The sequence below is a fragment of the Hafnia alvei genome (assembly GCF_034424155.1).
In the GTDB taxonomy this organism is placed as follows: domain Bacteria; phylum Pseudomonadota; class Gammaproteobacteria; order Enterobacterales; family Enterobacteriaceae; genus Hafnia; species Hafnia alvei.
Map to the genome: position 1 here is coordinate 4,286,175 of NZ_CP139992.1, position 14,703 is coordinate 4,300,877.

Below are 14,703 nucleotides of genomic sequence, written 5' to 3' on the forward strand. Positions count from 1 at the left end.
TCAGCGACTCTCCTTACTTGCGGCCTTTACGCTGCTGCTTTTTAGGTTGAGCAGCCGGTTTTTCCGGTTGTTCAACTGCAGCCATACCACCCAGGATCTCACCTTTGAAGATCCATACCTTAACGCCGATTACACCATAAGTGGTGTGCGCTTCAGAGGTGTTGTAATCGATATCCGCACGCAGAGTATGCAACGGAACACGACCTTCACGGTACCATTCGGTACGCGCGATTTCAGCACCGCCGAGGCGGCCGCTTACTTCAACTTTAATACCTTTAGCGCCCAGACGCATTGCGTTCTGTACAGCACGCTTCATAGCACGACGGAACATAACACGACGTTCCAGCTGTGAAGTGATGCTATCAGCAACCAATTTTGCGTCCAGTTCTGGTTTACGAACTTCGGCGATATTGATTTGCGCAGGAACGCCAGCGATATCCGCTACGACCTTACGCAGTTTTTCGACATCTTCACCTTTCTTGCCGATAACGATGCCTGGACGAGCAGTGTGAATAGTCACACGGATGCTCTTCGCAGGACGCTCGATAACGATGCGAGAAACGGAAGCCTTCGCCAGTTCCTTAGTCAGGAATTGACGAACTTTAAAGTCGCTGTCCAGGTTGTCAGCGAACTCTTTGGTATTCGCGAACCAAGTAGAGTTCCAAGGTTTGACAATACCCAGGCGAATACCATTAGGATGTACTTTCTGACCCATTGCTAGTCTCCAGAGTCTCAGCGATCGGACACAACCACTGTAATGTGGCTGGTGCGCTTCAGGATACGATCTGCACGACCTTTAGCACGCGGCATAATGCGCTTCATGCTTGGGCCTTCGTCGACGAAGATTTTCGTCACTTTCAGATCATCGATGTCAGCGCCATCGTTGTGTTCTGCGTTAGCAATAGCAGACTCAAGTACTTTCTTAACCAGACCAGCAGCTTTCTTGTTGGTGTAGGCTAAAGTTTCCAGAGCTTGCGACACTTTCTTACCGCGGATCAGGTCAGCAACGAGGCGAACCTTCTGAGCAGAAGAACGAGCGTGGCGATGTTTAGCGATAGTTTCCATCTCTTCCTCCTACCTTAGCGCTTTTTAGCTTTTTTATCAGCCGCATGGCCGCGATAAGTACGAGTCGGCGCGAATTCACCTAACTTGTGACCGACCATTTCATCGGCTACAAATACTGGAACGTGCTGACGACCATTATGGACAGCGATGGTCAAACCGATCATGTTTGGAAAGACCGTTGAACGACGGGACCAAGTCTTAATAGGCTTTTTGTCTCCGCTTTCCACCGCTTTCTCTACCTTCTTCAGCAAGTGCAGGTCAATGAAAGGACCTTTCTTGAGAGAACGTGGCATGGCTTATCCTCTAATTATTTTTTACTACGGCGACGTACGATGAATTTATCAGTACGCTTGTTGCTGCGGGTCTTCTTACCTTTGGTCTGCAGGCCCCATGGGGAAACAGGGTGCTTACCAAAGTTACGACCTTCACCACCACCGTGTGGATGGTCGACTGGGTTCATCGCAGTACCGCGAACGGTAGGACGAACACCACGCCAGCGGCTTGCACCTGCTTTACCCAGAACGCGCAGCATATGCTCAGCGTTACCAACTTCGCCTAAGGTAGCACGGCAGTCGGATGGGATTTTACGCATTTCACCAGAACGCAGACGCAGGGTGACATATGCACCATCGCGAGCAACGATCTGAACGTATGCGCCAGCAGAACGAGCTAGCTGACCACCTTTGCCTGGTTTCATTTCTACGTTATGAACGGTAGAACCAACCGGGATGTTACGCATCGGCAAGGTGTTGCCAGGTTTGATAGCAGCATCAACACCAGACTGAATCTGGTCACCCGCTTTCAGGCCTTTAGGCGCCAGGATATAACGGCGTTCGCCGTCTTTGTACAGAACCAGTGCGATATTCGCAGAACGGTTCGGATCATATTCCAGACGCTCAACAACAGCAGGGATACCATCTTTGTTGCGTTTGAAGTCAACCAGACGATAATGCTGTTTGTGACCACCACCGATGTGACGAGTGGTGATGCGGCCATTGTTGTTACGGCCACCGGATTTGCTCAGTTTTTCAAGCAACGGGGCATACGGTTTGCCCTTGTGCAGCTCAGGGTTAACCACTTTAACAACGTGGCGACGACCCGGAGATGTCGGTTTACATTTAACAATTGCCATTGTTCGCTACTCCTCCGACTTACTCTGCGCCGCCGATGAAGTCCAGATTCTGGCCTTCTTTCAGGGTGACGTAAGCTTTTTTCCAGTCGCTACGACGACCAACACGCTGACCGTGACGCTTCACTTTACCTTTAACTACCAGGGTGTGAACTGCATCAACTTCAACTTCGAACAGTTTCTTAACTGCGGCTTTGATTTCTGCTTTAGTTGCGTCTTTAGCAACTTTGAGAACGATGGTGTTGGTTTTTTCCATCACCATAGACGCTTTTTCAGAAACGTGCGGCGCGCGCAGTACTTTCAGCAGACGTTCTTCACGGATCATGCCAGCATCTCCTCAACTTGCTTCACAGCGTCAGCAGTCATAACCACTTTGTCGAAGGCGATCAAGCTAACTGGGTCGATACCTGTAACGTCACGCACATCAACCTTGTACAGGTTGCGAGCGGCCAGGAACAGATTTTCGTCGACTTCGCCGGTTACAATCAGCACGTCTTCCAGCGCCATGTCTTTCAGTTTCTGTGCCAGCAGCTTAGTTTTAGGCGCTTCTACAGAGAACTTCTCGACGACGATCAGACGATCTTGACGTACCAGTTCGGACAGAATGCTTTTCAGCGCGCCGCGGTACATCTTTTTGTTAACTTTTTGACTGTGATCCTGAGGCTTCGCAGCGAATGAAACGCCACCGGAACGCCAGATCGGGCTCTTAACAGAACCAGAACGAGCGCGACCAGTACCTTTCTGACGCCACGGTTTTTTGCCTGAACCAGTTACTTCAGCACGGGTCTTCTGAGCACGAGTACCTTGACGGGCACCAGCTGCATAAGCAACTACAACCTGGTGTACCAGCGCTTCGTTGAAATCACGACCGAAGGTAGTTTCGGAAACAGTCAGCGCGCTTTGCGCGTCTTTCAATACTAATTCCATTCCTATCTCCTCACGCCTTTACAGCTGGTTTAACGATCAGGTCGCCACCGGTTGCACCCGGAACAGCACCCTTAACCAGCAGCAGGTTGCGCTCAGCGTCAACACGTACTACATCCAGGCTCTGAACGGTTACGCGTTCGTTACCCAGTTGGCCTGCCATTTTCTTGCCTTTGAACACTTTGCCCGGAGTCTGGTTCTGACCGATAGAACCCGGAACGCGGTGAGACAAGGAGTTACCATGGGTAGCATCTTGGGTACGGAAGTTCCAGCGCTTAACTGTGCCAGCAAAACCTTTACCTTTAGAAGTACCGGTAACGTCAACTTTTTTAACGTCAGCAAAAATTTCAACGCTAATGCTCTGACCTACGGTGAACTCTTCGCCTTCATTCAGACGGAATTCGCGCAGGGTGCGGCCAGCTTCTACGCCAGCTTTAGCGAAGTGACCAGCTTCTGGCTTAGATACACGGTTTGCTTTTTTAGCACCCGTAGTTACCTGTACAGCGCAGTAGCCGTCGTTATCCAGGCTTTTCACCTGAGTAACACGGTTTGCTTCGATTTCGATAACGGTTACTGGGATAGATACGCCATCTTCAGTGAAGATGCGGGTCATACCCACTTTTTTACCGACTAAACCAATCATTGTTTCAACCTCTCAATCGTTCAATGACCTGATTAACCCAGGCTGATCTGCACGTCTACACCAGCAGCCAGATCCAGACGCATCAGAGCATCAACGGTTTTCTCGGTTGGCTCAACGATGTCAACCAGGCGCTTATGAGTGCGAATCTCGTACTGATCGCGCGCGTCTTTGTTGACGTGCGGAGAAATCAGAACGGTAAAGCGCTCTTTGCGGGTCGGCAGCGGGATCGGACCACGGACTTGCGCACCAGTGCGCTTAGCAGTCTCGACGATTTCCGCAGTTGATTGATCGATCAGACGATGATCAAACGCTTTCAGGCGGATACGGATTCTTTGGTTCTGCATGAGACCAGAGCTCCAATTATTTTATAAACGTAAAAAATTACTCCTCACACCCATTTCGATTGATGGGGGAGTGTAATCGTTCAACATATAACCCCCATATCGGGAGTATTGTTCGATAGTCTAGGACTATCTCTGATTCAGAATCAGACTTACCAAGATTAGGTAAGCCCGCGCATTATACGTAAACCAGCTCAGGAAGCAACCTAAATGCGCAAAAATAGTGGAAAGGCTCTTACTCTATCCTGCCTGCACGATCTGATATCCTTCAAATACGCACGTATAAAATACCCGTCCGAGCCTTGAATTGCATAAAATTCATACAGCCCTGTGACAATGATTCCAATAAAATGTCCTCTATAGCTCAATATGCTCAGATATGATGGTGTGCATATTGAATGGAGGAAATACAGATGGAATTGCTCACGGATATCTATTCTTGCGTCATTTCTGATAGCGGAAAACGTGTAGCGCTATGTATCGTATTTGCTGTTTGCAGTGGTTGCGCCGCTTACATTGCAAGACAAGCGATACCTAGGCAAATTCTTTCTCCAGCTCCAACTGCTCTTCTCACTTTGGGCACGCCGTCGTTTTCTTCAATCTACAGAGGCAGCTTAAAGGCGCAAATCGGCTATGGACTGTTTTTTCTGGCTATATCCTTCTGGCCTCATATTAGTCTATCAATCGTGCCCATTGTTTGGCTAATCAGCTGGTTTCTCATCACCTTGTCTCTTTTGGATTTTCAGCATTACCTATTACCGGATGTATTGACACTCCCCCTACTCTGGCTCGGCCTTTGTTTTAATGCATACACTAACGCGACTCCAATAGAACACGCCGTTGCTGGCGCAGTCGCGGGTTATATCTTTATTTGGTTTCTAGGCTGGATAACTAAGCATTTAGCAGGAAAAATGGGTATCGGATTAGGTGACGCTAAACTGTTGGCCGCACTCGGTGCATGGGCAGGGTATGAAAACTTGGCATTGATATCTGCCAGTGCGTCCTTTGGTGGAATTGTTTGGTGGGGAGTCCGGAAGTTTTGTTCACTGAAAAAGAACCACCCTCTGCCTTTTGGTCCTTGCTTGGCCATCGCCGGCTGGGTGGTTATTTTCGATATATTGCAATCATGGAAATTAAGCTTCTTCTTTAACCTGAGCTAATAGGTAATTTTGGATTCCCAGACGTTGGATAAGATCTAACTCAGTTTCCAGCCAGTCGATATGTTTTTCTTCATCAGACAGGACTTCAATCATAAGATCACGGCTGACATAGTCATGGACTGAATCTGCATAAGCGATACCTTCACGTAAGTTTTTTGCACCATCGAGTTCTAATTTAAGATCGGATCTCAACATTTCTTCCACGTCTTCTCCGATATTAAGTTTCCCTAAATCTTGAAGATTTGGCAGTCCTTCTAAAAAAAGAATTCTTTCGATGTAACGGTCAGCATGTTTCATCTCATCGATCGACTCGTGGTACTCAATGTCATTGAGTCGTGTGAGCCCCCAATTCTTAAACATACGGGCATGAAGGAAATACTGATTGATGGCTACGAGTTCATTTCCAAGTAGCTTATTGAGGTGGCCAATAACTTTTTTATCGCCTTTCATAAACAAAACCCTCCGCTTCCAGTTCTTTTAGTGTAGAACCAGAGTCTGAAGAGTCAAAAAATAACCATACTTTTATGCCACGTTTATGAAGCTACTTTGAAGTACCGTGGTTTCCTCATCGAAAATCTCTCGAGCCTGACGGATACATTTGCCGCATTCAGATCCTAATGGAACTATTTTACGCAAATGATGGAGAGAGCTCGGCTGATATTTACGGATTGCATGACGTATTGTTTTGTCCGAAATCCCATTACATAAGCAAACGTACATATTTTACTCTTTACTGATTTGATAATAAGAGTCTAAATAATAAACGTTATCATTTCAATAAAAGCATCTCATTTTACTGCTTATAAATCGTACTGACCTGAATCAGTTCATGTTTTTCTTGTAATAAAAAAGGGCGCCTAAGCGCCCTTTTACTGCATTTGGTTCAAAAGCTAAATATTAGCTCATTACCTTAGCAACAACACCAGCACCAACGGTACGGCCGCCTTCGCGGATTGCGAAACGCAGACCATCGTCCATTGCGATTGGGTGGATCAGGGTAACGATCATTTTGATGTTATCGCCTGGCATTACCATTTCCACGCCTTCTGGCAATTCGATGGTACCGGTCACGTCAGTTGTACGGAAGTAGAACTGTGGACGGTAGCCTTTGAAGAACGGAGTATGACGGCCGCCTTCATCTTTGCTCAGAATATAAACTTCTGATTCGAACTTGGTGTGTGGCTTGATAGAACCTGGTTTAGCCAGAACCTGACCACGTTCGATGTCTTCACGCTTGATACCACGCAGCAGAACACCAACGTTCTCGCCTGCACGACCTTCGTCCAGCAGTTTACGGAACATTTCAACGCCGGTACAAGTTGATTTAACGGTATCTTTGATACCAACGATCTCAACTTCTTCACCAACTTTAACGATACCGCGCTCTACACGACCGGTAACAACAGTACCACGGCCAGAGATAGAGAATACGTCTTCGATTGGCAGCAGGAATGGCTTGTCGATAGCACGTTCTGGTTCTGGGATGTAAGAATCCAGAGTTTCAGCCAGTTCTACGATCTTAGCTTCCCACTCAGCTTCGCCTTCCAGCGCTTTCAGAGCAGAACCACGGATGATTGGAGTATCATCACCTGGGAAGTCGTACTGAGACAGAAGTTCACGAACTTCCATTTCTACCAGTTCCAGCAGCTCTTCATCATCAACCATGTCGCATTTGTTCAGGAATACGATGATGAAAGGAACGCCAACCTGACGACCCAGCAGGATGTGCTCACGAGTCTGAGGCATAGGGCCGTCAGTCGCAGCAACAACCAGGATAGCGCCGTCCATCTGTGCAGCACCGGTGATCATGTTTTTAACGTAGTCAGCATGCCCTGGGCAGTCAACGTGCGCGTAGTGGCGTGACGGGGTGTCATATTCAACGTGAGAAGTGTTGATGGTGATACCACGTGCTTTTTCTTCTGGCGCGTTATCGATCTGGTCGAATGCACGTGCAGAACCACCGTAGGTTTTAGCCAGAACGGTAGTGATTGCAGCAGTCAGGGTAGTTTTACCGTGGTCAACGTGGCCGATTGTACCAACGTTAACGTGCGGTTTTGTACGTTCAAATTTTTCTTTAGACACGGCTTTATTCCTTACTCTTGTGCTCTCCCTTCATAGAGAGAGCACGGGATCAATGTTTTAAACTAGTAGCTTATTTGCCACGAGCTTCAATAACGGCCTGAGCAACGTTGTTCGGCGCATCATCATACTTCAGGAATTCCATGGAGTAAGATGCACGACCTTTGGTCAGAGAACGCAGCTGAGTTGCGTATCCGAACATTTCAGACAACGGCACTTCAGCGTGAATCTGAACGCCAGTAGCGTTAGATTCCTGACCTTTCAGCTGGCCACGACGACGGCTAAGGTCACCGATAACGTCACCAGTGTTCTCTTCTGGAGTTTCAACTTCAACCTTCATGATAGGCTCAAGCAGAACTGGTTTCGCTTTCTTAAAGCCATCTTTGAAGGCAAGAGAAGCGGCCAGTTTAAACGCCAGCTCAGAGGAGTCAACGTCATGGTAAGAACCGAAGTGCAGACGCACGCCGAGGTCAACAACCGGATAACCCGCCAGTGGACCAGATTTCAGCTGCTCCTGGATACCTTTATCAACGGCAGGGATGTATTCGCCAGGAATTACACCACCTTTGATGTCGTTGATGAACTCGTAACCTTTCGGATTTGAGCCCGGCTCCAGTGGGTACATGTCGATAACAACATGACCATACTGACCACGACCACCAGACTGCTTGGCGTGTTTACCTTCGATATCAGTAACTTTCGTGCGAATAGCTTCACGATAAGCAACCTGAGGTTTACCGACGTTCGCTTCAACGTTGAATTCACGCTTCATACGGTCAACGATGATGTCGAGGTGCAGCTCACCCATACCTGCGATGATGGTCTGGTTAGATTCTTCATCAGTCCATACGCGGAATGATGGGTCTTCTTTAGCCAGACGGCCCAGAGCCAGACCCATTTTTTCTTGGTCAGCTTTGGTTTTCGGTTCTACTGCGATGGAAATTACCGGTTCAGGGAATTCCATACGCTCCAGAATGATCACGTTATCCGGATCACAAATGGTGTCACCAGTAGTCACGTCTTTCAGGCCGATTGCCGCAGCAATGTCGCCTGCGCGAACTTCTTTGATCTCTTCACGCTTGTTAGCGTGCATCTGAACGATACGACCAAAACGCTCACGCGCCGATTTTACCGGGTTAAATACGGTATCACCGGAGTTAACAACACCAGAGTACACGCGGAAGAATGTCAGGTTACCAACAAACGGGTCGGTAGCAATTTTGAACGCCAGAGCAGCAAATGGCTCTTCATCGCTCGCATGACGCTCAGCCGGAGTATCTTTACCGTCGTCCAGCATACCGTTGATTGCAGGTACGTCAGTCGGTGATGGCAGGTAATCAATTACCGCATCCAGCATCGCCTGAACACCTTTGTTCTTAAATGCAGAACCACAAGTAACAAGAATAATCTCGTTACGCAGTACGCGTGAACGCAGGGCAGTTTTGATTTCTTCCTCGGTCAGCTCTTCGCCGCCCAAGTATTTATCCATCAGCTCTTCAGAAGCTTCTGCTGCAGACTCAACCAAATTCTGGTGCCATTCAGCAGCCAGCTCAGCCATATCAGCTGGGATCTCTTCGTATTCGAAGGTCACGCCCTGATCGGCATCGTTCCAGTTGATCGCTTTCATTTTCACCAGGTCAACAACACCGGTGAAACCTTCTTCAGCGCCAATTGCCAATTGAAGCGGAACAGCGTTCGCGCCCAAACGGGATTTGATCTGGCCTACAACTTTCAGGAAGTTAGCACCCATGCGGTCCATTTTGTTAACGAACGCAATGCGTGGAACTTTGTATTTATTAGCCTGACGCCATACGGTTTCAGACTGTGGCTGAACACCACCAACCGCGCAGTAAACCATTACCGCACCGTCAAGAACACGCATGGAACGTTCAACTTCGATGGTGAAGTCAACGTGCCCTGGGGTGTCAATGATGTTTACGCGATGCGGTTCATACTGCTTAGCCATACCTGACCAGAACGCAGTAGTTGCAGCGGAAGTGATGGTGATACCACGTTCTTGTTCCTGTTCCATCCAGTCCATGGTGGCAGCGCCGTCATGAACTTCACCGATTTTATGGTTTACACCGGTGTAGAAAAGGATACGTTCGGTAGTAGTAGTCTTACCGGCGTCGATGTGTGCGCTGATACCGATATTACGGTAGCGGGCAATGGGTGTTGTACGAGCCATTTGATTCCTCTATTCCTAGGACGTTCAAGTTAAGTTACCCACAGCGGGCGGCTTGCTTGAAGCGCCCGCTTGGTGACTAACACTATGAAGGGATTACCAACGATAGTGAGCGAACGCCTTGTTGGCTTCGGCCATACGGTGAACGTCTTCACGTTTCTTAACTGCAGTACCTTTGTTTTCTGCAGCATCAGAAAGTTCGTTCGCCAGGCGCAGAGCCATGGATTTATCACCGCGTTTACGAGCAGCTTCAACGATCCAACGCATTGCCAGAGCATTACGACGAACCGGACGGACTTCTACTGGTACCTGATAAGTAGAACCACCAACGCGACGGGATTTAACTTCGACGGTTGGGCGGACGTTGTCCAGGGCTACTTCAAAAGCTTCCAGTTCGTTTTTACCAGAACGCTGAGCCAGGGTCTCCAGCGCGGTATATACGATTGCTTCTGCGGTAGATTTTTTACCATCTACCATCAGGATGTTTACAAATTTAGCCAGCAGTTCTGATCCGAACTTAGGATCCGGCAGAATTTTACGCTGACCAATGACGCGACGACGTGGCATGGAAATACTCCGTTGTTAATTCAGGGTTGTCCAAAACTCTATAGTTCGAGTTTGACATTAAAGTTAAAACGTTTGGCCTTACTTAACGGAGAACCATTAAGCCTTTGGCTTCTTCACGCCGTATTTGGAACGTGATTGCTTACGGTCTTTAACGCCGGAGCAGTCAAGCGCACCACGAACGGTGTGGTAACGAACACCTGGCAAGTCTTTTACACGACCGCCACGGATCAGGATCACGCTGTGTTCCTGCAGGTTATGACCTTCACCGCCGATGTAGGAGGTAACTTCAAAACCGTTAGTCAAACGCACACGGCAAACTTTACGCAGTGCGGAGTTTGGTTTTTTAGGAGTGGTGGTATATACGCGAGTACATACGCCACGTTTCTGCGGGCAAGCTTCCAGCGCAGGAACGTTGCTTTTAGCAACCTTCATGGAGCGTGGTTTGCGTACCAGCTGATTAATTGTTGCCATTAATAGCTCCTGGTATTTGCTTCGTTTTTTGCTTCGTAAACAAGTGTGATAAATCTCCCCATAAAGCCATGGGCAAAATATGAGGACGCAGAATTTTATGGCTGCCCAGTATAGGTGTCAAGAAATATACAAGATCGCATTCTCACCAAGATACTTGCTGAAGGTGTTTGGCACTCAGTTCAACGAACTGATTATAGTCTAACAACACGATATTGGATGAAATTCGAGCACTCAAACCTCGAGCAATAACATCGACATTCAGCGCATATAGGGATGTGGAGGCAGAAATGAGCTTTTCAAGGGCATGGGTATTTGCTAGCCCGCACAGAACACCATCCTGAAGAAGCACGATAGCGTCATTATTGCCCACAATAGCGCAAAGAGTTGTCAGATCTGCTGAGGTTGGAGACTTTGCCAGCGTATGTAACATGTAAAATATCACCAAAGGCTAAAAGGTTAGCACAACATCGCGTTGTTCAAGATTTTGTCGAATCTGTGCCGCAGTTCGCAGTTGAACGTCGATAATCCACTGCTCATTGTCATGTAAACCTCTTTCACGCAGTGACTCGGAACAGATATAAACGTCTTCAATATCGTAAAGCGGCATCACGCCAAAGGTTGAAACATAGTCTCGACAAAGAATTTCAGCCGGTTTTTGATTGGGCAAAAGTTGGAAAACACCATCCCCAACAAAAAACACCTGAATATCCTCGCTAAAGGCAGAAGCAGCCAATAAGGCATCCAATCCTTCACGTCCTGCGCTTGATGTATGCGGAGGCTGAGTAAAAATAAAAGCTAAACGTTTCATCCCATCCCCTCAGAATTGCATGATGCGATCGCAGGTCAATGCGGCTTCAGCCAGTGAACCTAACCCACTCAAGACAAAGCCATCCTGCAAATTGGCGGCAGGTAAGCCCAATTGTGCAGCCTCATCTTTCGAAACCACACCGCGACGCAGCGCTGCCGCGACGCACACATTCAGCACCACGTTATGTTCCTGCGCTAATTTATGCCACGCACGAACGAGATCGAATTCATCACTCGCCGGAGATGTCAGCTGATTAGCGTTACTCACGCCCTCTCGGTAGAAGAACACGCTGACCAATTGGTGCTCGCTGGCCACCAGTGCCTGAGCAAACTGGTAGGCGCTACTCGCCGCCTGCGTGCCATAAGCAGGGCCTGTCACAAACAAGGAGTAGCTAAGCATTAGCGATCGCTGCCCTGTAGGTCGCCGCTTTTGAACTGACGAATATACAGATACACCGTGTGCTTAGAGATATTCAGACGGTCGGCAACCTGATTAATGGCGTCTTTGATATCAAAGATGCCTTTTTCATGTAGGTTCAGCACAATTTGGCGATTCTTCGCATTGTTTGATACAGAACGGTCAGCATTCACTTCTTCGATGGTGAACTCTAACGTCTGCGCCACTAAGTCATCCACGGAAGAGGCAAAATTCACTGAAGAAGCAACGTCTTGTGAAGCCTTAGGAATAAAGGTTTCCATGATCTGTGAGAAAGGCACATCCAGATTCATGTTGATACATAGCAGACCAATAACGCGCTGCTCTTTGTTACGAATGGCAATCGTAACCGACTTCATCAACACGCCGCTTTTTGCGCGCGTGAAGTACGCTTTTGACACGCTGCTATCTTCACCGGCCATATCGTGCAGCATGCGCAGGGCTAAATCGGTAATCGGCGAGCCGATTTTGCGCCCCGTATGTTCACCGTTTGCAATACGTACCGCTGAACATTTCAAGTCCTCAAGCGAATGCAAAACGATTTCGCAATGAGAGCCAATGAGCATAGCAAGACCATCAACAACGGCTTCGTATGATTTCAGAATTTCATGATCGGTCTGGCTGAACGGACGCTCATCCAGTAAATCGAGCTCACTGGTGTCACCAGGCATAAGCGTATTGGACATTGAAGACAACCCCCACGGAGGATTTAGCTACGCATCCATCGATGGATGCAGATTCAAGAAAACGTGCTAGTTAGCAAATAAAGTTTAGCAAAGCTGCCCTATTAAAATCCTTGAGGCCAGCGGGGTAAAAGTTTTTTTTACCTTCCAACGATAAAAAACAAAAAAGCCGTGGAATATTCCACGGCTTTTTTTAAACATTCAAGTTAATTACTTGCCTGCTTTCGCTGCGTCAGCTTTTGCTGGAGCTTCTGCTTTCGCGTCAGCTTTTGGTGCAGCTTTAACATCCAGCAGTTCTACATCAAATACCAGCGTAGAGTTTGCAGGGATGCCTGGGACGCCAGTTTTGCCATATGCCAATTCTGGTGGGATGACCAGCTTGATTTTGCCGCCTTTTTTGATGTGTTTCAGGCCTTCAGTCCAGCCTGGGATAACGCCATCAAGACGGAAAGACAGTGGCTCACCGCGGCTGTATGAGTTATCAAACTCAGTACCATCGGTCAGAGTACCTTTGTAGTTAACCACTACGGTATCGCTGTCTTTTGGCTCAGCACCGGTGCCTTCTTTATCAACTTGATACATCAGGCCAGTTTTGGTGGTTTTAACGTTTTTCTCTTTAGCGAACGCATCACGGAATTTTTTACCCGCGTCTGCGTTAGCTTTAGCATCCTGTTCCATCTTAGCCTGTGCAGATGCTTTTACGCGTGCTTCAAAGCCCTGCAGAGTGCCTTCGATTTCTTGGTCGGTCAGCTTGCTTTTACCTGCGAAAGCATCTTGGACACCGGAGATCAACTGGTCTTTATCCAACTTGATGCCCAGTTTTTCCTGCTCTTTCAGGGAGTTTTCCATATAACGTCCCAGAGAAGCACCTAATGCGTATGCTGCCTGCTGATCGTCATTCTTGAATTTGCTGTTAGTTGCTGTCGGCGCAGCATCTGCAGCTTTAGCTGCGTCAGCGGCGAACGCTGATGCATTCAGAGCCAGAGCCATTGTGGTTGCCAGCACAGTAACTTTAAAAAAAGATTTCATCCATTTCTCCAAACTTTAAGGCAAATTACCTTAAATAACGATGAGCTAAATGTAGTTGGCTACTATAGCGGTCTGTTGACGCATAAAACAATCACTAAGCGTGCCAGTCTGATAAATTCAGACTACAACATGCCCAAAAAGTTTCACTCGCTTAGCCAATCAACAAGCGTAACGCGCAATTCGCCTGCTTTACGGGTAAAATAACGATTATGAGGTGAAATTTCACCTATGAAATTGTGAACAGAAACTACACCGTTTTCAGAGGAAAGATTATGCAACCATCGGCTTGGGATCGCGAAGAGCTTGAATCCCGATTTGAAATGCTCGAAAGCCGACTGGCTTTTCAGGAAATAACGATTGAGGAGCTCAACCAAACGGTTATTGCTCTTCAGCTAGAGATGAATAAATACCGCGAGCAAATGCATTTACTGGTGGATAAGCTTAAAGCAGCTCAGCCGTCGATGATGGCTCACCCATCAGAAGAAACACCGCCGCCCCACTATTGAGCGATGATTTAACAACAAAAAAGCGGCCAAGGCCGCTTTTTTCATTCTGCTTATCAATCACAGAATTAATGACAGCCGCAACCACCGTTGCCTTTGCCATTACCACCACAGCAACCACCTTCTTCACCATGGTCGTGACCGTGTTCGTGGCCATGACCACCACAGCAGCCTTCGCCGTGTTCGTGGTGATGATCGTGCTCGCCGTGTACGTGACCATGCTCCAGCTCTTCAGCAGTTGCTTCACGGATGGCGATCACTTCAACGTGGAAGTTCAGGTTCTGGCCAGCCAGCATGTGGTTACCATCAACAACAACGTGGTCGTCGTCAACTTCGGTAATTTCTACTGGAACTGGACCCTGATCGGTTTCAGCCAAGAAACGCATGCCAACCTGCAGTTCGTCAACGCCCATGAAAACGTCTTTAGGAACGCGCTGAACCAGATTTTCATCGTAGTTACCGTAAGCGTCATTGGCGCCAACGTGAACGTCAAAGCTATCGCCTTCAGCGTGACCTTCCAGAGCTGCTTCCAGCCCAGAAATCAGGGAGCCATGTCCGTGCAGATAATCCAACGGTGCACTCACCGGAGATTCATCAACTAAAACACCGTCTTCTGTACGTACCTGATAGGCCAAGCTGACCACCAGGTCTTTTGCTACTTTCATGATATCTCCTAGCGTT

22 protein-coding genes are annotated in these 14,703 nt (G+C 48.0%); 2 read left to right on the forward strand and 20 right to left on the reverse strand.

The window, feature by feature from the left end:
• Positions 1 to 13: 13 nt before the first annotated feature.
• From rpsC to rpsJ, 8 genes are read right to left on the reverse strand one after another with little or no spacing between them, the layout of a single operon-like run.
• A complete protein-coding gene (gene rpsC / locus U0008_RS19810) occupies positions 14 to 715 on the reverse strand; it encodes a 30S ribosomal protein S3 (protein ID WP_004846598.1) in 702 nt (233 codons plus the stop codon).
• Positions 716 to 732: 17 nt separating this feature from the next.
• Positions 733 to 1,065 carry a 50S ribosomal protein L22 gene (gene rplV, locus U0008_RS19815; RefSeq protein ID WP_004391423.1) on the reverse strand — a complete coding sequence of 111 codons (333 nt, stop codon included), beginning with the start codon at positions 1,063 to 1,065 and terminating at the stop codon, positions 733 to 735.
• A 14-nt stretch (positions 1,066 to 1,079) separates the two neighbouring features.
• Positions 1,080 to 1,358, reverse strand: a complete 279-nt coding sequence (rpsS, locus tag U0008_RS19820) for a 30S ribosomal protein S19 (RefSeq protein ID WP_004846600.1) — start codon at positions 1,356 to 1,358, stop codon at positions 1,080 to 1,082.
• Positions 1,359 to 1,372: 14 nt separating this feature from the next.
• Positions 1,373 to 2,197 (reverse strand): 50S ribosomal protein L2, encoded by an 825-nt coding sequence (gene rplB / locus U0008_RS19825; protein ID WP_025802669.1) that lies wholly within the window; start codon positions 2,195 to 2,197, stop codon positions 1,373 to 1,375.
• Between the two features lie 19 nt (positions 2,198 to 2,216).
• Positions 2,217 to 2,519 (reverse strand): 50S ribosomal protein L23, encoded by a 303-nt coding sequence (gene rplW / locus U0008_RS19830; protein WP_004846604.1) that lies wholly within the window; start codon positions 2,517 to 2,519, stop codon positions 2,217 to 2,219.
• On the reverse strand, positions 2,516 to 3,121 hold the full coding sequence (rplD, locus tag U0008_RS19835; protein ID WP_004846606.1) for a 50S ribosomal protein L4: 606 nt from the start codon (positions 3,119 to 3,121) through the stop codon (positions 2,516 to 2,518). Before rplD ends, rplW begins: the two co-directional genes overlap by 4 nt.
• A gap of 10 nt (positions 3,122 to 3,131) precedes the next feature.
• Entirely contained in the window at positions 3,132 to 3,761 is a 630-nt protein-coding gene (gene rplC / locus U0008_RS19840) for a 50S ribosomal protein L3 (protein ID WP_025802672.1), read from the reverse strand.
• Between the two features lie 32 nt (positions 3,762 to 3,793).
• A complete protein-coding gene (gene rpsJ / locus U0008_RS19845) occupies positions 3,794 to 4,105 on the reverse strand; it encodes a 30S ribosomal protein S10 (protein WP_001181005.1) in 312 nt (103 codons plus the stop codon).
• Positions 4,106 to 4,515: 410 nt separating this feature from the next.
• Here rpsJ and U0008_RS19850 point away from each other — a divergent pair, with 410 nt between their 5' ends.
• Complete coding sequence (locus tag U0008_RS19850) at positions 4,516 to 5,262, forward strand: prepilin peptidase (protein WP_043489539.1); 747 nt, start codon at positions 4,516 to 4,518, stop codon at positions 5,260 to 5,262.
• Here the strand turns inward: U0008_RS19850 and bfr are convergent.
• The 11 genes from bfr to fkpA form a co-directional block, all read right to left on the reverse strand.
• Positions 5,236 to 5,712, reverse strand: a complete 477-nt coding sequence (bfr, locus tag U0008_RS19855; protein ID WP_025802675.1) for a bacterioferritin — start codon at positions 5,710 to 5,712, stop codon at positions 5,236 to 5,238. The genes U0008_RS19850 and bfr overlap by 27 nt on opposite strands.
• Positions 5,713 to 5,784: 72 nt before the next feature.
• Positions 5,785 to 5,982 carry a bacterioferritin-associated ferredoxin gene (gene bfd / locus U0008_RS19860; RefSeq protein WP_072008131.1) on the reverse strand — a complete coding sequence of 66 codons (198 nt, stop codon included), beginning with the start codon at positions 5,980 to 5,982 and terminating at the stop codon, positions 5,785 to 5,787.
• Positions 5,983 to 6,159: 177 nt separating this feature from the next.
• Positions 6,160 to 7,344 carry an elongation factor Tu gene (gene tuf, locus U0008_RS19865; RefSeq protein ID WP_038502512.1) on the reverse strand — a complete coding sequence of 395 codons (1,185 nt, stop codon included), beginning with the start codon at positions 7,342 to 7,344 and terminating at the stop codon, positions 6,160 to 6,162.
• Positions 7,345 to 7,414: 70 nt separating this feature from the next.
• On the reverse strand, positions 7,415 to 9,529 hold the full coding sequence (gene fusA, locus U0008_RS19870) for an elongation factor G (protein WP_025799189.1): 2,115 nt from the start codon (positions 9,527 to 9,529) through the stop codon (positions 7,415 to 7,417).
• A 93-nt stretch (positions 9,530 to 9,622) separates the two neighbouring features.
• Entirely contained in the window at positions 9,623 to 10,093 is a 471-nt protein-coding gene (gene rpsG, locus U0008_RS19875) for a 30S ribosomal protein S7 (RefSeq protein WP_017803037.1), read from the reverse strand.
• A gap of 96 nt (positions 10,094 to 10,189) precedes the next feature.
• Entirely contained in the window at positions 10,190 to 10,564 is a 375-nt protein-coding gene (rpsL, locus tag U0008_RS19880; RefSeq protein ID WP_002212323.1) for a 30S ribosomal protein S12, read from the reverse strand.
• 142 nt (positions 10,565 to 10,706) lie between these two features.
• A complete protein-coding gene (gene tusB, locus U0008_RS19885; protein ID WP_043489374.1) occupies positions 10,707 to 10,994 on the reverse strand; it encodes a sulfurtransferase complex subunit TusB in 288 nt (95 codons plus the stop codon).
• Between the two features lie 18 nt (positions 10,995 to 11,012).
• A complete protein-coding gene (gene tusC, locus U0008_RS19890) occupies positions 11,013 to 11,372 on the reverse strand; it encodes a sulfurtransferase complex subunit TusC (protein WP_043489377.1) in 360 nt (119 codons plus the stop codon).
• Between the two features lie 9 nt (positions 11,373 to 11,381).
• Entirely contained in the window at positions 11,382 to 11,771 is a 390-nt protein-coding gene (gene tusD, locus U0008_RS19895) for a sulfurtransferase complex subunit TusD (protein WP_043489379.1), read from the reverse strand.
• Positions 11,771 to 12,493 (reverse strand): helix-turn-helix transcriptional regulator, encoded by a 723-nt coding sequence (locus tag U0008_RS19900; RefSeq protein WP_008815470.1) that lies wholly within the window; start codon positions 12,491 to 12,493, stop codon positions 11,771 to 11,773. Before U0008_RS19900 ends, tusD begins: the two co-directional genes overlap by 1 nt.
• A 207-nt stretch (positions 12,494 to 12,700) precedes the next feature.
• The gene (gene fkpA, locus U0008_RS19905) at positions 12,701 to 13,519 is read right to left on the reverse strand and encodes an FKBP-type peptidyl-prolyl cis-trans isomerase (RefSeq protein WP_043489382.1); all 819 of its coding nucleotides are present in this window, start codon (positions 13,517 to 13,519) and stop codon (positions 12,701 to 12,703) included.
• A gap of 272 nt (positions 13,520 to 13,791) precedes the next feature.
• On the opposite strand from fkpA, the gene U0008_RS19910 reads away from it, so the two are divergent.
• A complete protein-coding gene (locus U0008_RS19910) occupies positions 13,792 to 14,025 on the forward strand; it encodes a SlyX family protein (RefSeq protein ID WP_025799204.1) in 234 nt (77 codons plus the stop codon).
• A 65-nt stretch (positions 14,026 to 14,090) separates the two neighbouring features.
• On the opposite strand, the gene slyD is transcribed toward U0008_RS19910, so the two are convergent.
• Complete coding sequence (gene slyD, locus U0008_RS19915) at positions 14,091 to 14,687, reverse strand: peptidylprolyl isomerase (RefSeq protein ID WP_025799206.1); 597 nt, start codon at positions 14,685 to 14,687, stop codon at positions 14,091 to 14,093.
• Between the last annotated feature and the right edge of the window lie 16 nt (positions 14,688 to 14,703).

Bases quoted from the DNA above. Each gene is read 5' to 3' on its own strand.
- rpsG (WP_017803037.1), bottom strand. From the start codon at position 10,093: ATGCCACGTCGTCGCGTCATTGGTCAGCGTAAAATTCTGCCGGATCCT.
- fusA (WP_025799189.1), bottom strand. From the start codon at position 9,529: ATGGCTCGTACAACACCCATTGCCCGCTACCGTAATATCGGTATCAGC.
- rpsC (WP_004846598.1), bottom strand. From the start codon at position 715: ATGGGTCAGAAAGTACATCCTAATGGTATTCGCCTGGGTATTGTCAAA.
- slyD (WP_025799206.1), bottom strand. From the start codon at position 14,687: ATGAAAGTAGCAAAAGACCTGGTGGTCAGCTTGGCCTATCAGGTACGT.
- rplW (WP_004846604.1), bottom strand. From the start codon at position 2,519: ATGATCCGTGAAGAACGTCTGCTGAAAGTACTGCGCGCGCCGCACGTT.
- rplV (WP_004391423.1), bottom strand. From the start codon at position 1,065: ATGGAAACTATCGCTAAACATCGCCACGCTCGTTCTTCTGCTCAGAAG.
- rplC (WP_025802672.1), bottom strand. From the start codon at position 3,761: ATGATTGGTTTAGTCGGTAAAAAAGTGGGTATGACCCGCATCTTCACT.
- U0008_RS19910 (WP_025799204.1), top strand. From the start codon at position 13,792: ATGCAACCATCGGCTTGGGATCGCGAAGAGCTTGAATCCCGATTTGAA.
- U0008_RS19900 (WP_008815470.1), bottom strand. From the start codon at position 12,493: ATGTCCAATACGCTTATGCCTGGTGACACCAGTGAGCTCGATTTACTG.
- tusD (WP_043489379.1), bottom strand. From the start codon at position 11,771: ATGCTTAGCTACTCCTTGTTTGTGACAGGCCCTGCTTATGGCACGCAG.
- rplD (WP_004846606.1), bottom strand. From the start codon at position 3,121: ATGGAATTAGTATTGAAAGACGCGCAAAGCGCGCTGACTGTTTCCGAA.
- fkpA (WP_043489382.1), bottom strand. From the start codon at position 13,519: ATGAAATCTTTTTTTAAAGTTACTGTGCTGGCAACCACAATGGCTCTG.
- rpsJ (WP_001181005.1), bottom strand. From the start codon at position 4,105: ATGCAGAACCAAAGAATCCGTATCCGCCTGAAAGCGTTTGATCATCGT.
- rpsL (WP_002212323.1), bottom strand. From the start codon at position 10,564: ATGGCAACAATTAATCAGCTGGTACGCAAACCACGCTCCATGAAGGTT.
- rplB (WP_025802669.1), bottom strand. From the start codon at position 2,197: ATGGCAATTGTTAAATGTAAACCGACATCTCCGGGTCGTCGCCACGTT.
- tusB (WP_043489374.1), bottom strand. From the start codon at position 10,994: ATGTTACATACGCTGGCAAAGTCTCCAACCTCAGCAGATCTGACAACT.
- U0008_RS19850 (WP_043489539.1), top strand. From the start codon at position 4,516: ATGGAATTGCTCACGGATATCTATTCTTGCGTCATTTCTGATAGCGGA.
- rpsS (WP_004846600.1), bottom strand. From the start codon at position 1,358: ATGCCACGTTCTCTCAAGAAAGGTCCTTTCATTGACCTGCACTTGCTG.
- bfd (WP_072008131.1), bottom strand. From the start codon at position 5,982: ATGTACGTTTGCTTATGTAATGGGATTTCGGACAAAACAATACGTCAT.
- bfr (WP_025802675.1), bottom strand. From the start codon at position 5,712: ATGAAAGGCGATAAAAAAGTTATTGGCCACCTCAATAAGCTACTTGGA.
- tusC (WP_043489377.1), bottom strand. From the start codon at position 11,372: ATGAAACGTTTAGCTTTTATTTTTACTCAGCCTCCGCATACATCAAGC.